The following is a 14,741-nucleotide window of genomic DNA, read 5'->3' on the forward strand; positions in this document are numbered from 1 at the left end:
GGGTGGAACTCTGTAAATCACAATGAGTCAGGTTAAATATGCCCGGGATGTCCGGATGCTAGAAACGATTGGTCTAAGGTTGCGGTTGAGACGAGCGGTCATTTCTGTTTGAGTAGAGATGCCGCCCGCCGACAGACCGCAGGGAGTTGTCACAGCCTGGTCACGTGGCGGTTTTAACTTAGGCACACAACCTGATGAGGAGACAGGCCATGTCCTTGCAACACAGCAGCGAAGACAAGATTGAAGTGATGCGCACCAAACCCGGTCAGTCTCTGGGTTGCTCGATTATCGATGAGCAGGGCCGCGAAGTACCGATCACTGAAGACATGATCCAGGACGCTTGCCGCGAACTGGAGAAGCGATTGGTCAAGCCTGCCGAACAAGAGTGATGTAGCCACCGTCTTCCTGACCCGGCCCTGATTGGCCGGGTTTTTTATGTCTGTAATTCAGCTGCGAATCGTGTAGGAGCTGCCGAAGGCTGCGATCTTTTAATCTTCAAAAAGCAAGATCAAGAGATCGCAGCCTCGTTTCACTCGACAGCTCCTACAGGACACGGGTTGCCCCCAGCGCCGCCACAATCTGCCGCAACCCCGGCGCATCACCTTCAATTCGCACCTTCAGCCCTTCAATCTCGCGGCGCACCGGATACTGCTTGCGCAACACGTCAAACGCCGCTCGCTGCTCGGCGACATTCCCCACCAGACTGCGGCGGAAATCCGCATCATCGCGGCGCGGGTCGTACACGCCCCGGCACAACATCGCCAGCGCCCATGCCGGATCGCTGTCACCGTGCAGGGAAACTTCCGACAACCAGGGTGCTGGCAGCAGATCACTGAGCGCGATAGCCGCAGGTTGGCCAATGAAAGCGCAGTAGGCCTGATAAATTTGCGCGGTCCCGCGTTGCTTGCCGTCGAGGCTGTAACCGGCAATATGGGGCGTGGCCAATACGCAGAGCTCGGCCAGCGCAGGGTCGACTTCCGGCTCCTTCTCCCAGACGTCGAGCACCGCTTGCAGGTCCTCGCGCTCCAGCAGCACCTCACGCAGCGCTGCATTGTCCACCACTGGACCGCGCGCCGCGTTGATCAGCCATGCACCCTGCTTGAGTTGCTGCAAACGCTGTTGATCGAACAGGTGCCAGGTTGCAGAGTCGCCGCTGCGGGTCAATGGCGTATGCAGGCTGATCACGTCGCACTGCTCAATGATCTGCTCGAGGCTGACATATTCGCCGCCCTCGGCAGCCTGCCGCGGCGGATCGCAGACCTTGACGTTCCAGCCCAGGCCCTTCAGGACCTTGATCAAGCGCCCCCCCACTTCACCGGCGCCGACGACGCCGTAAGTGCGCTGAGTCAGATCTGCGCCTTCGATCTCGGCCAGTGTCATCAGACTGCCCAGCACGTAGTCGACAACACCACGAGCATTGCAACCCGGCGCGCTCGACCAGCAGATCCCGGCCTCGTTGAAGTAGTCAAGATCCAGATGATCGGTGCCGATGGTGCAGGTGCCGACAAAGCGCACCTTGCTGCCTTCGAGCAGCGCGCGATTGACGTTGGTCACCGAACGCACCAGCAACACATCAGCCTGCTCGACCGTCGCGCGGTCAATGGAGCGGCCCGGCACTCGGCGGATGTCGCCGAAACCGGCAAAAAAGGCATCGAGCAGCGGGATATTTTCGTCGGCAACAATCAGCATGGCGGGCTCCTTGGGCGGATCGGCAGTTTAGGTGCTGACGCGTCGATCAGCCAGCAGGGTTTGCGCTTACAAATACGCAACAGAGGATATTTCCTGACCGAGGCGTCAGCGGCGTAGAATGCGCCGCTCTGCGCATCAATACTTTCTGGACGCTTTGCCTGTGAACCCTGTAACTGACCAACCTGTCGCCGTCTCCCTGACCCGCCCTGCGCGGATTCGCCTGGAGTTGAAAAACCTGCTCGCCCTGGCCCTGCCGATCATCATCGCGCAACTGGCGACCACCGCCATGGGCTTCGTCGATGCGGTGATGGCCGGGCGCGTCGGGCCCAAGGACCTGGCGGCAGTGGCGCTGGGCAACTCGATCTGGGTTCCGGTGTTTCTGTTGATGACCGGCACCCTGCTGGCCACCACACCAAAAGTCGCCCAGCGTTTCGGCGCCGGCAAGCACAGCGAAATTGGCCCGATTGTGCGTCAGGCGTTATGGCTGGCATTGGTAGTCGGACTGATCGCCACCTCGATGCTGGTCGCCGCAGAGCCAGTACTGCACCTGATGAAGGTCGATCCCGAGCTGATAGGCCCGTGCATGCAATATCTGCACGGCATCGCCAGCGGCTTGCCGGCGGTGGCCTTCTATCACGTATTGCGTTGCACCAGTGATGGCATCGGCCGCACCCGCCCGGCCATGGTGTTGGGCCTGTGCGGTCTGGCATTGAACATCCCGCTGAACTACATCTTCATCTACGGCCACTTCGGCGTGCCGGCCATGGGCGGCGTCGGCTGCGGCTGGGCCACGGCAATCGTGATGTGGGTGATGGCGCTGGGCCTGGCCGGGTACGAGCGCTGGGCACCGGCCTATCGTTCGAGCGAACTGTTCAGCCGTTTCGACTGGCCGCAGTGGGCGGTGATCAAACGTCTGCTGTCGATTGGTTTGCCGATCGGCATCGCGGTGTTTGCCGAGTCGAGCATCTTCGCCGTGATCGCCCTGCTGATCGGCAGCCTCGGCGCGACGGTGGTGGCCGGGCATCAGATCGCGCTGAACGTCAGCTCGCTGGTGTTCATGATTCCCTATTCGCTGGGCATGGCGGTCACCGTGCGTGTCGGCCAGGCGCTGGGCCGCGAGGAACCGCGAGAGGCACGTTTTGCCGCTGGAGTCGGCATGGGCACGGCGCTGGCCTACGCCTGCCTGTCGGCGAGCCTGATGCTGGCGCTGCGCGAGCCGATTGCGGCGATCTATACCGCTGATCCAACGGTGATTCACATTGCGGCGATGCTGATTGTCTATTCGGCGCTATTCCAGTTTTCCGATGCAATTCAAGTGACCGCAGCAGGCGCACTGCGTGGCTATCAGGATACTCGGGTGACGATGATCCTGACTCTGTTCGCCTACTGGGGGATTGGTTTGCCGGTGGGTTACGCGTTGGGTCTGACCGATTGGCTCGGTGAGCCACGTGGGCCGAGCGGGTTGTGGCAGGGTTTGATCGTCGGCTTGAGCTGCGCGGCGCTGATGCTGTCGATTCGTCTGACACGCAGTGCGCGCAAGCGGATTCGAATCAGTCGTTCGATGGGTTGATCACCCATAAAAAAAGACCTGCATTTGCAGGTCTTTTTTTGCCCAGAATCAGGACTTCTTGCGAATCCAGTACAGATAGGTGCCGGCCTCTTCATGCTGGCTGACCAGCTCGTGGTCAAGAAACACGCAGAACTTGGGGATATCGCGCTTGGTCGAGGGATCGGTGGCGATCACCTTGAGCAGGCCGCCGGGCACCAGATCGCGGATGTGCTGATGCAACATCATCACCGGCTCCGGGCAATTGAGGCCGGTGGCGTCGAGGGTGCCGTCGACCGGGGTATCGATCATTTCACTCATGGTTCACTCCAGAAACTGGCCGGCATTGTCGCGCATTGCTTGGGATATCGTCCAACCCATGTGGGAGCGAGCCTGCTCGCGAAGGCAATCCGTCAGCCCCACCACTTTCGCGAGCAGGCTCGCTCCCACAGGTTCAGCGTTGTGTCAGCGCGATTTGGTTTTTCTGCTGTCGTGCCGGCGCAAATGGCAAGTCACTTCCTCGCGGTCGTGATAGAGCTGCTTGCAGCCGATATCAACCTTGATCCCACGCGCCTTGAAACCGTCGGCAATGCGCTCGAGCAGACGTTTCACTTCGGCATAACGCTGCTTCATCGGCAGCTTCAGGTTGACCACTGCTTCGCGGCAATGTCCTTCGCCGATCCACTCTTCCAGCATCGCCGCGTTACGCGCCGGTTTCTCGACAATGTCGCAAACCATCCAGTCCACCGGCTGCTTGGGCTTGAAGGTGAAACCATCCGCCATCAGATGCTGGACCAATCCGGTTTCCATCAGGCTTTCGGCCATCGGGCCGTTGTCGATGGCGGTGACCAGCATGCCACGGTTGACCAGTTGCCAGGTCCAGCCGCCCGGCGCGGCGCCGAGGTCAACGCCAGTCATGTCGCTGTGCAGGCGATCTTCCCACTGGTCGCGCGGAATGAAGTGGTGCCACGCCTCCTCCAGCTTCAAGGTCGACCGGCTCGGCGCCTCGCGGGGAAACTTCAGGCGCGGAATGCCCATCGGCCACATCGCCGAATTGCCGGCATCGGCCATGCCTAAAAACACCTCGCGTCCGCTTTTGAAGGTCAGCAACAAACGCGGCCTGCTGGCGTCTTCCACCAGTTTGCCAGCGGCGGTCAGCGCCTTGCGCAGCGGGCCTTCGAACTTTTTGCAGAAATTCGACAGTTCCTTGCCGTCATTGGTATCGACCACTTCCAGCCACAGACTGCCAAACACCGGAAAATCGGCCATGTGCGCGAGAATCACACTGATCCGGTCGTTTTCCGGCAGATCGATGAAAAAGCCGCGCGCCCACTGCCGCGGGAAGATCAATTCGGCGAAACGCTGACCGCGCATCAGGCGTTCAGCACCGTCCGCTTCAGTACAGACAAACTCGGCGCAGGCCGTGGCGGTTTTGGCTTTGGCGTAACCGGCGACATTGAGACGGGCGGCGAGATCGGAAATCTCCGAACAGACTTCGCCTTCGAAGCCGGGCCGGCAATGCATGAATAGGGTGTTCATTCTTACTCCTGGGCAGCGGTCGATCATTCGGCCGCTGCGCGATGCTCAAGCCTTGCGTTGCCGCAATGCCTGTCACGAAAACCGGCGCATGATAGCTGAAGTCGGAACCATGGTTGCGCCGATAGAGTCCAGTTATTAGCCAGCTACTCAAAACAGGGCTAGGTTTAATGCTCTGCCCGTCCCCTCAGTCCGTAGCCGTGCGGACTCAAAGGAGTGATCGTAATGCCGTCCCTCGATAGTCTGAAGTCACTGAAAACCCTACAAATCGATGCCACGACCTACCACTATTTCAGCCTGCCGGAAGCCGCCAAAAGCCTGGGCGACCTCGACAAGCTGCCGATGTCATTGAAGGTCCTGCTGGAAAATCTGCTGCGCTGGGAAGACGAAAAAACCGTCACCGGCGCCGACCTCAAAGCCATCGCCGCCTGGCTCAAGGAGCGCCGCTCCGATCGCGAAATCCAGTACCGCCCTGCCCGTGTATTGATGCAGGATTTTACCGGCGTCCCCGCCGTGGTCGATCTCGCCGCCATGCGTGCGGCAATGGCCAAGGCCGGCGGCGACCCGCAACGGATCAATCCGTTGTCGCCGGTGGACCTGGTGATCGACCACTCGGTGATGGTCGACAAGTTCGCCAGCGCCAGTGCGTTCGAACAGAACGTCGACATCGAAATGCAACGCAACGGCGAGCGCTATGCCTTCCTGCGCTGGGGCCAGAGTGCGTTCGATAACTTCAGCGTGGTCCCGCCGGGTACCGGCATCTGCCACCAGGTCAACCTTGAATACCTCGGCCGCACCGTCTGGACCAAAGACGAGGATGGCCGCACCTACGCGTTCCCCGACACGCTGGTCGGCACCGACTCCCACACCACCATGATCAACGGTCTCGGCGTGCTCGGCTGGGGCGTTGGCGGGATCGAAGCGGAAGCGGCGATGCTCGGGCAACCGGTCTCGATGCTGATTCCAGAAGTGATCGGCTTCAAGCTCACTGGCAAACTCAAGGAAGGCATCACCGCCACCGATCTGGTGTTGACCGTGACGCAGATGCTGCGCAAAAAAGGCGTGGTCGGCAAATTCGTCGAGTTTTACGGCGACGGTCTCGCCGACCTGCCACTGGCCGACCGCGCGACCATCGCCAACATGGCCCCGGAATACGGTGCGACGTGCGGCTTCTTCCCGGTCGACGATGTCACGCTGGAATACCTGCGCCTGTCCGGTCGCCCGCCGGAAGTGGTGAAACTGGTCGAGGCCTACACCAAGGCTCAAGGCCTGTGGCGTCTGCCGGGTCAGGAGCCGGTGTTTACCGACAGCCTGGCGCTGGACATGAGCAGCGTCGAGGCAAGCCTGGCCGGACCGAAACGTCCGCAGGATCGAGTCTCGCTGCCGAACGTCGCGCAGGCCTTCAGTGATTTCATCGACTTGCAATTCAAACCCACCAGCAAGGAAGAAGGACGCCTGGAAAGCGAGGGCGGTGGCGGCGTGGCGGTGGGCAACGCCGATCTGGTCGGTGAGGCGGACTACGAATACGAGGGCAAGACCTATCGCCTGAAAAACGGTGCAGTGGTGATCGCCGCGATCACATCCTGCACCAACACTTCCAACCCGAGCGTGATGATGGCCGCAGGGTTACTGGCGAAGAAAGCCGTCGAGAAAGGCCTGACGCGCAAACCTTGGGTGAAGAGTTCATTGGCGCCGGGTTCGAAGGTCGTCACCGACTATTACAAGGCTGCCGGGCTGACTCAGTACCTTGATCAGCTCGGGTTTTCGTTGGTCGGCTACGGTTGCACCACCTGCATCGGCAACTCCGGGCCACTGCCGGAGCCGATCGAGAAAGCCATTCAGAAAGCCGATCTGACCGTCGCATCAGTCCTGTCCGGCAACCGCAACTTCGAAGGTCGCGTACACCCACTGGTGAAAACCAACTGGCTGGCCTCGCCTCCGCTGGTCGTCGCTTACGCATTGGCTGGCAGCGTGCGCACCGATATCAGCAGCGAACCGCTGGGTGAGGATCAACAGGGCAATCCGGTGTATCTGCGTGATATCTGGCCAAGCAGCCGGGAAATCGCCGAAGCGGTGAATCAGGTCAATACGGCGATGTTCCACAAGGAATACGCCGAAGTGTTTGCCGGCGACGAACAATGGCAAGCCATCGAGGTGCCGCAAGCGGCCACATACGTCTGGCAGGACGATTCGACCTACATTCAGCATCCACCTTTCTTCGACGACATTTCCGGCCCTCTGCCGGAAGTCAAAGATGTTAAAGGCGCGCGGGTCTTGGCCTTGCTCGGTGATTCAGTGACCACCGACCACATCTCCCCCGCCGGCAACATCAAGGTCGACAGCCCTGCCGGACGTTATCTACAGGAAAAAGGCGTCGAACCGCGCGACTTCAACTCCTACGGTTCCCGTCGCGGCAATCATGAAGTGATGATGCGCGGCACGTTTGCCAACATCCGTATTCGCAACGAAATGCTTGGGGGCGAGGAAGGCGGGAACACCATTTACATTCCCACCGGGGAAAAAATGGCGATCTATGACGCAGCGATGAAATATCAGGCTTCGGGGACGCCGTTGGTGGTGATTGCCGGTCAGGAGTACGGCACCGGGTCGAGCCGTGACTGGGCGGCGAAAGGCACCAATCTGCTGGGCGTCAAAGCCGTGATTGCGGAGAGCTTCGAACGCATTCACCGCTCAAATCTGGTCGGCATGGGTGTGCTGCCGTTGCAGTTCAAGCTTGATCAGAACCGCAAGAGCCTCAATCTGACCGGCAAAGAGACGTTTGAGATTCTGGGATTGACCGGCGTCGAGCTGAGGCCGCGGATGAACCTGCCGCTGGTAATCACTCGCGAGGATGGGCGTCAGGAGAAGATTGAAGTCTTGTGCCGGATTGATACCTTGAATGAAGTTGAGTACTTCAAATCCGGGGGGATTCTGCATTATGTGTTGCGGCAGTTGATTGCTTCGTGACGGGGTGACATTCGCCCAGGCTGTGATCTTTTTGACTTGGCTTTCAAAAGCAGGATCAAAAGATCGCAGCCTTCGGCGGCTCCTGCATTCAGGCGAAAAAAAACCCGCCGAAGCGGGTTTTTCCCAAGACCATTATCGACTCCCTGTCGGCAGCGATCCTTGCGATGGTCGATCGTCCATGATCCTGAAACACTCCCTGTGTCTCAGTTGATGTGTGTAGATTACCCAGTGGATCCAATCAGCAATAGTCGTAAAAGCTACCAACGCGTGTAAGACATTCGCCATACAGACACTTCCGAAAACCCTTAGACCTGTCAGGCACTGCCGCTTGCACGAGCCCTGGCGCTTTCGGCGAGAAACTGTTCAAGCCTGCTCAACTGCTCCTCCCAGCCGCGACTGTCCATGTAATACGCCTCTTTCTGACGGATATCAGGGATGTGCGCGAAGCCGGATTCCGAGACCTTGAGTAGTGTGCCGTCTTCGAAGTCCTGCAATTCGAACTTGACCAGTGTGGTCGGCTCTTGTGAATAGTCGATCTTCGGGTTGACCGCATACGGGTGCCAGCGAAAAGAAAACAACTGCTGCGGCTCGACCCGCTCGATCAGCACATTCCACAATACGTGTTCATAACCGGGGTACGTGACCTGGCCCTGCGTCCACTCGCCGGCGATGAAACGCCGGCCCTCGAGAGCCACGCCGAACCACTGGCCAAAGGCCTCGGCATCGACCAATGCACGCCAGACGTGGGAACGCGACGCCTTGAGCGTGATTTTGCGTTCGAAACTGTTAGGTACTGGTTTCATACGTCACCTCCTGTTCTGAACACTAGGCTTGTATGACCACATGTCCAATGCGAAGTTGTATCCAGGCGCTGCAGCCACCGCTTTGAGCGGACACATCCTGCGGTATTTTCCGCTCTGTGATCGGCGCCGCCTGACCTGCTATCTTTCCAGCGAATCCGCAGAAACAAGGACGAATCATGCAGCCTTCTCTTGCCGATCGGTATCGCGGCGCCCTCCTCGGCCTGGCTTGCGGCGATGCGGTCGGTACAACGGTCGAGTTCCAACCGCGAGGATCATTCCTGCCGCTGAGCGACATGGTTGGCGGCGGCCCGTTCCAGCTCAAGCCTGGGCAATGGACCGATGACACCTCAATGGCACTGTGCCTGGCCGAAAGCCTGCTGCGCAAAAACGGTTTCGATGCGGCTGATCAGATGGGCCGCTATCTCAATTGGTGGAAATGGGGATACCTGAGCTCCACCGGTGAATGTTTCGACATCGGCATGACCGTCAGCCAGGCGCTGGAACAGTATCAGCGAACCGGGGAGCCTTTCGCAGGGTCGAGTGATCCGTTGACTGCTGGTAACGGGTCGCTGATGCGGTTGGCACCAGTCGTGCTGTTTTATTTTCCGGACGCTCGACAGATCCAGATCCACGCTGCCGACAGTTCGCGCACAACCCATGCTGCGCCGGAGGCAATCGAGTGCTGCCTATTGCTGGCTGATCTGATCGCACGAGCGCTTGAGGGTGCGGAGAAAACACAGCTACGCCGGGCGCCACTGTTATCTCTCTCCCAGCCCGATGTGGTTGCAATTGCCCGAGGTGAGTATCTCGGCAAAGCGGAAAACGAAATCAAAGGCAGCGGTTATAGCGTGAAATCGCTGGAAGCCGCTTTGTGGTGCTTTCACCACACGCAGACGTACGCCGACGCGGTGTTGAAAGCAGCCAATCTCGGTGATGATGCGGATACGACGGCGGCTATCGTGGGTCAGTTGGCAGGTACTTTCTACGGTGCTAGGGCAATTCCCGAACACTGGCTGGAGCGGCTGCATGAAGGCGAAGAAATCACCGCCACTGCGGATCGCTTGCTTGAGGCCTCCCGGCTACGTACATAACACTCGATACACTTTTTCCACTCGATACAGCGAGAACCTTATGTCAGTGCGTCTGCTTCTGGCCCTTGCGCCCTTTATGTTTGCCCCTTTCGCCCATGCCGCCGTCGATTGCGCCAACGCCAGCGATCAGGCGACGATGAATCAGTGCGCGGGGCAAGCCTTCAAAGCGGCAGACAAGGAGTTGAATACGCTCTATCAGCAGATCACCGGGCGTCTCAAGGACAACCCGGACGGAAAGAGGCTGCTGGTTAACGCGCAGCGGGCATGGGTCAGCTTCCGGGATGCCGAGTGCAAGTTTTCGGCTTCTGGGGTGGCGGGCGGGAGTGTTTATCCATTGGTTTACAGTGGCTGTCTCACAGCCGTCACCAAGGCTCGGGTAGAAACCTTCAAGCAATATTTGAACTGTGAGGAAGGTGATATGAGTTGCCCAGTACCCGGTGCGTAATCACAGGCTCCGCTTAGGGAGCCTGTGCTGTGAACCGTTACGCCTCAGACGTGAGGATCGCCCGGCGCTTTGCTCGGCGCTGCGTATTGCGGCTTGAGGTGGCCTTCCTTATCGAGTAACCAGGCGTCCATGATCTGCCGCACAACGGGACCGGCAACACGACCACCCGCCTCGCCGTTCTCGATCATTACCGAGATGGCGATCTTCGGATGTTCGGCCGGTGCGAATCCTACAAACAGGGCGTTGTCACGGTGGCGCTCGAGGGTTTTCTCACGGTTGTAGCGCTCACCCTGCTTGATCGCCACCACTTGCGCCGTACCACTCTTGCCAGCGATGCGGTATTGCGCCCCCGCAGCCGCCGCTCGTGCGATGCCTCGAGCATCGTGCATGACCATCTGCATTCCGTGATTGACCTGCTCCCAATCGCGCGGATCTTTAAGCAGAATGTTCGGCATCGGGTGCTCGTCAACCGGCGCAACGCCGTCGACCGACTTGGCCAGATGCGGTCGATTCCATATCCCTTTGTTGGCAATCAGTGCAGTGGCTTGGGCCAATTGCAGCGGTGTGACCTGCATGTAGCCCTGGCCGATGCCGAGAATAACTGTCTCGCCGGGATACCACGCCTGTCGCCGTGTAGCGCGTTTCCACGCTTGCGACGGCATCAGACCTGGCGATTCTTCAAACATATCCAGCGAGACTTTTTCTCCAAGGCCGAACATCGCCATGTAGTCGTGCAGACGATCAATGCCAAGCTTGTGCGCCAGATCATAGAAGTAGGTGTCGTTCGAGCGCATGATCGCCGCGTCCATGTCCACCCAACCGTCACCACTGTGGTTCCAGTTGCGATACTTGTGATCGAAGTCCGGTAATTGGTAATAGCCGGGATCGAATACGCGGGTCTGCGGAGTTACGACGCCTGCGTCCAGCCCTGCGATGGCGACTTCCGGTTTGATCGTCGAGCCTGGGGCGTACAGCCCACGCAATACGCGGTTGAACAATGGCCGATCGATGGAATCTCGCAGCGCTGAATATTCCTTCGAACTGATCCCGGTGACGAACAGATTCGGATCGAAACTCGGATTGCTGACCATCGCCAGCACTTCTCCAGTGGACGGGTCGAGAGCTACCACTGAACCACGACGGTCGCCCAAAGCGGCTTCGGCAGCTTCTTGCAGCTTGACATCGAGGCTCAGGACGATGTTCTTGCCTGGCACCGGATCGGTGTGCTTGAGTACCCGTAGCACACGGCCTTGAGCATTGGTTTCGACTTCTTCGTAACCGACATGGCCGTGCAACTGCGCTTCATAAAAACGCTCGATACCGGTTTTACCAATGGATTGCGTACCTCGGTACTCCACGGAGTCGAGAGCTTTCGATTCTTTTTCATTGATCCGACCGACATAACCGATCGAATGGGCGAAATGTGCGCCGAGGGGATAGTGGCGGACAAACTGCGGTTCGACATCAAGTCCCGGTAAGCGAAACTCGTTAACCGCCAGGACGGCAATCTGCTCTTCCGTCAGCTCATAAAACAGGGTGACCGGTGTGAACGGATGCCGGGATTGCTTCATCGCCTTGTCGAATACCGTGCGGTCTTCAGCAGGCAAGTGCAGCAAGTTGATGACTTCGTCCAATTCTTGATTGACGTCGGTGGCACGCTCACGGGTGATGGTCAGGTTGTAGCTGGGGCGATTGTCGGCGAGCAACACACCGTTGCGGTCGTAGATCAATCCACGGGTTGGCGGTATCGGGAGGACATGGACGCGATTGTTTTCGGAGATGGTCGAGTGGTAGTCGAACTCCACGACCTGGAGGATGTACAGGCGCACCACCAGAGCGCAGCTGATGGCGAAGACGAACAGAGCGCAGGCAATCAATCGTTTGTTGACCAGCCGCGTCTCTTTTTCATGATCCTTGATCGGGATTGGTTCAGGCATTTCTACAGCAACTCTTTGACATAAAATGAGTGCCGATCCGTGGGCAGGATATCAGTCCGTTAAAAAACGAGCTGCACCATACCAAAACTCGCCATCCACTTCAGGATGAATTTCCCCGGTAGCAGGCTGAAAACTTTCTCGCAGGCAAAACAAAACCCCAACTGCTTTCGCAATTGGGGTTTCGGAATTTAATCTTGACGATGACCTACTCTCACATGGGGAAACCCCACACTACCATCGGCGATGCATCGTTTCACTGCTGAGTTCGGGATGGGATCAGGTGGTTCCAACGCTCTATGGTCGTCAAGAAATTCGGGTACTGACTCGTGACCAGATGGCCTCGCTTCAGCAAATTGGGTATGTGACAGCTGGTGTTTGTGCGTTTCGAACTTTCGGTTCGTTTCGTCTTCACACACCGCAATCTGGCCTTTCGACGCAAATTGCTTGGGTGTTATATGGTCAAGCCTCACGGGCAATTAGTATTGGTTAGCTCAACGCCTCACAGCGCTTACACACCCAACCTATCAACGTCGTAGTCTTCGACGGCCCTTCAGGGAACTCAAGGTTCCAGTGAGATCTCATCTTGAGGCAAGTTTCCCGCTTAGATGCTTTCAGCGGTTATCTTTCCCGAACATAGCTACCCGGCAATGCCACTGGCGTGACAACCGGAACACCAGAGGTTCGTCCACTCCGGTCCTCTCGTACTAGGAGCAGCCCCTCTCAAATCTCAAACGTCCACGGCAGATAGGGACCGAACTGTCTCACGACGTTCTAAACCCAGCTCGCGTACCACTTTAAATGGCGAACAGCCATACCCTTGGGACCGGCTTCAGCCCCAGGATGTGATGAGCCGACATCGAGGTGCCAAACACCGCCGTCGATATGAACTCTTGGGCGGTATCAGCCTGTTATCCCCGGAGTACCTTTTATCCGTTGAGCGATGGCCCTTCCATACAGAACCACCGGATCACTAAGACCTACTTTCGTACCTGCTCGACGTGTCTGTCTCGCAGTCAAGCGCGCTTTTGCCTTTATACTCTACGACCGATTTCCGACCGGTCTGAGCGCACCTTCGTACTCCTCCGTTACTCTTTAGGAGGAGACCGCCCCAGTCAAACTACCCACCATACACTGTCCTCGATCCGGATAACGGACCTGAGTTAGAACCTCAAAGTTGCCAGGGTGGTATTTCAAGGATGGCTCCACGCGAACTGGCGTCCACGCTTCAAAGCCTCCCACCTATCCTACACAAGCAAATTCAAAGTCCAGTGCAAAGCTATAGTAAAGGTTCACGGGGTCTTTCCGTCTAGCCGCGGATACACTGCATCTTCACAGCGATTTCAATTTCACTGAGTCTCGGGTGGAGACAGCGCCGCCATCGTTACGCCATTCGTGCAGGTCGGAACTTACCCGACAAGGAATTTCGCTACCTTAGGACCGTTATAGTTACGGCCGCCGTTTACCGGGGCTTCGATCAAGAGCTTCGCGTTAGCTAACCCCATCAATTAACCTTCCGGCACCGGGCAGGCGTCACACCCTATACGTCCACTTTCGTGTTTGCAGAGTGCTGTGTTTTTAATAAACAGTCGCAGCGGCCTGGTATCTTCGACCGGCATGAGCTTACGGAGCAAGTCCTTCACCCTCACCGGCGCACCTTCTCCCGAAGTTACGGTGCCATTTTGCCTAGTTCCTTCACCCGAGTTCTCTCAAGCGCCTTGGTATTCTCTACCCAACCACCTGTGTCGGTTTGGGGTACGGTTCCTGGTTACCTGAAGCTTAGAAGCTTTTCTTGGAAGCATGGCATCAACCACTTCGTCACCCAAAGGGTAACTCGTCATCAGCTCTCGGCCTTAAGATCCCGGATTTACCTAAGATCTCAGCCTACCACCTTAAACTTGGACAACCAACGCCAAGCTGGCCTAGCCTTCTCCGTCCCTCCATCGCAATAACCAGAAGTACAGGAATATTAACCTGTTTTCCATCGACTACGCTTTTCAGCCTCGCCTTAGGGACCGACTAACCCTGCGTCGATTAACGTTGCGCAGGAAACCTTGGTCTTTCGGCGTGGGTGTTTTTCACACCCATTGTCGTTACTCATGTCAGCATTCGCACTTCTGATACCTCCAGCAAGCTTCTCAACTCACCTTCACAGGCTTACAGAACGCTCCTCTACCGCATCACCCGAAGGTGATACCCGTAGCTTCGGTGTATGGTTTGAGCCCCGTTACATCTTCCGCGCAGGCCGACTCGACTAGTGAGCTATTACGCTTTCTTTAAAGGGTGGCTGCTTCTAAGCCAACCTCCTAGCTGTCTAAGCCTTCCCACATCGTTTCCCACTTAACCATAACTTTGGGACCTTAGCTGACGGTCTGGGTTGTTTCCCTTTTCACGACGGACGTTAGCACCCGCCGTGTGTCTCCCATGCTCGGCACTTGTAGGTATTCGGAGTTTGCATCGGTTTGGTAAGTCGGGATGACCCCCTAGCCGAAACAGTGCTCTACCCCCTACAGTGATACATGAGGCGCTACCTAAATAGCTTTCGAGGAGAACCAGCTATCTCCGAGCTTGATTAGCCTTTCACTCCGATCCACAGGTCATCCGCTAACTTTTCAACGGTAGTCGGTTCGGTCCTCCAGTCAGTGTTACCTAACCTTCAACCTGCCCATGGATAGATCGCCCGGTTTCGGGTCTATTCCCAGCGACTAGACGCCCTATTAAGACTCGCTT

General features: G+C 57.7%; 10 protein-coding genes and 2 rRNA genes (1 of these 12 cut by a window edge). 5 read left to right on the top strand and 7 right to left on the bottom strand.

Annotated elements, in window-relative coordinates:
- The first annotated feature begins 209 nt into the window (after positions 1–209).
- Positions 210–389, top strand: coding sequence for a PA1571 family protein (locus HU724_RS19545; RefSeq protein ID WP_016775501.1), 180 nt, complete (start codon positions 210–212; stop codon positions 387–389).
- Positions 390–543: 154 nt separating this feature from the next.
- Here the strand turns inward: HU724_RS19545 and pdxB are convergent, their stop codons facing one another.
- Positions 544–1,689, bottom strand: a complete 1,146-nt coding sequence (gene pdxB, locus HU724_RS19550; protein ID WP_186566094.1) for a 4-phosphoerythronate dehydrogenase PdxB — start codon at positions 1,687–1,689, stop codon at positions 544–546.
- 160 nt (positions 1,690–1,849) lie between these two features.
- On the opposite strand from pdxB, the gene HU724_RS19555 reads away from it, so the two are divergent.
- Positions 1,850–3,259, top strand: coding sequence for an MATE family efflux transporter (locus tag HU724_RS19555; protein ID WP_275970773.1), 1,410 nt, complete (start codon positions 1,850–1,852; stop codon positions 3,257–3,259).
- Positions 3,260–3,307: 48 nt separating this feature from the next.
- On the opposite strand, the gene tusA is transcribed toward HU724_RS19555, so the two are convergent.
- Positions 3,308–3,556: a sulfurtransferase TusA gene (tusA, locus tag HU724_RS19560; RefSeq protein ID WP_016775503.1), complete on the bottom strand. Its 249-nt coding sequence runs from the start codon at positions 3,554–3,556 to the stop codon at positions 3,308–3,310.
- Between the two features lie 144 nt (positions 3,557–3,700).
- Positions 3,701–4,774 carry a 23S rRNA (cytidine(2498)-2'-O)-methyltransferase RlmM gene (gene rlmM, locus HU724_RS19565; protein WP_186566090.1) on the bottom strand — a complete coding sequence of 358 codons (1,074 nt, stop codon included), beginning with the start codon at positions 4,772–4,774 and terminating at the stop codon, positions 3,701–3,703.
- 222 nt (positions 4,775–4,996) lie between these two features.
- Between rlmM and acnA the strand changes: the two genes are divergently transcribed.
- Positions 4,997–7,738, top strand: coding sequence for an aconitate hydratase AcnA (gene acnA / locus HU724_RS19570; protein WP_186566088.1), 2,742 nt, complete (start codon positions 4,997–4,999; stop codon positions 7,736–7,738).
- Between the two features lie 314 nt (positions 7,739–8,052).
- On the opposite strand, the gene HU724_RS19575 is transcribed toward acnA, so the two are convergent.
- Positions 8,053–8,541 carry an SRPBCC family protein gene (locus HU724_RS19575; protein ID WP_186566086.1) on the bottom strand — a complete coding sequence of 163 codons (489 nt, stop codon included), beginning with the start codon at positions 8,539–8,541 and terminating at the stop codon, positions 8,053–8,055.
- A gap of 176 nt (positions 8,542–8,717) precedes the next feature.
- On the opposite strand from HU724_RS19575, the gene HU724_RS19580 reads away from it, so the two are divergent.
- Both HU724_RS19580 and HU724_RS19585 read left to right on the top strand, forming a co-directional pair.
- Positions 8,718–9,632, top strand: a complete 915-nt coding sequence (locus HU724_RS19580) for an ADP-ribosylglycohydrolase family protein (protein ID WP_186566084.1) — start codon at positions 8,718–8,720, stop codon at positions 9,630–9,632.
- Between the two features lie 40 nt (positions 9,633–9,672).
- A complete protein-coding gene (locus HU724_RS19585; RefSeq protein WP_186566082.1) occupies positions 9,673–10,077 on the top strand; it encodes a lysozyme inhibitor LprI family protein in 405 nt (134 codons plus the stop codon).
- A gap of 44 nt (positions 10,078–10,121) precedes the next feature.
- Here the strand turns inward: HU724_RS19585 and mrdA are convergent, their stop codons facing one another.
- The 3 genes from mrdA to HU724_RS19600 form a co-directional block, all read right to left on the bottom strand.
- On the bottom strand, positions 10,122–12,014 hold the full coding sequence (gene mrdA / locus HU724_RS19590) for a penicillin-binding protein 2 (protein ID WP_186566080.1): 1,893 nt from the start codon (positions 12,012–12,014) through the stop codon (positions 10,122–10,124).
- 192 nt (positions 12,015–12,206) lie between these two features.
- A 5S ribosomal RNA gene (gene rrf / locus HU724_RS19595) occupies positions 12,207–12,322 on the bottom strand.
- A 147-nt stretch (positions 12,323–12,469) separates the two neighbouring features.
- Positions 12,470–14,741, bottom strand: a 23S ribosomal RNA gene (locus HU724_RS19600); it runs 622 nt beyond the window's last position.

Source organism: Pseudomonas iranensis (assembly GCF_014268585.2).
GTDB lineage: Bacteria > Pseudomonadota > Gammaproteobacteria > Pseudomonadales > Pseudomonadaceae > Aquipseudomonas > Aquipseudomonas iranensis.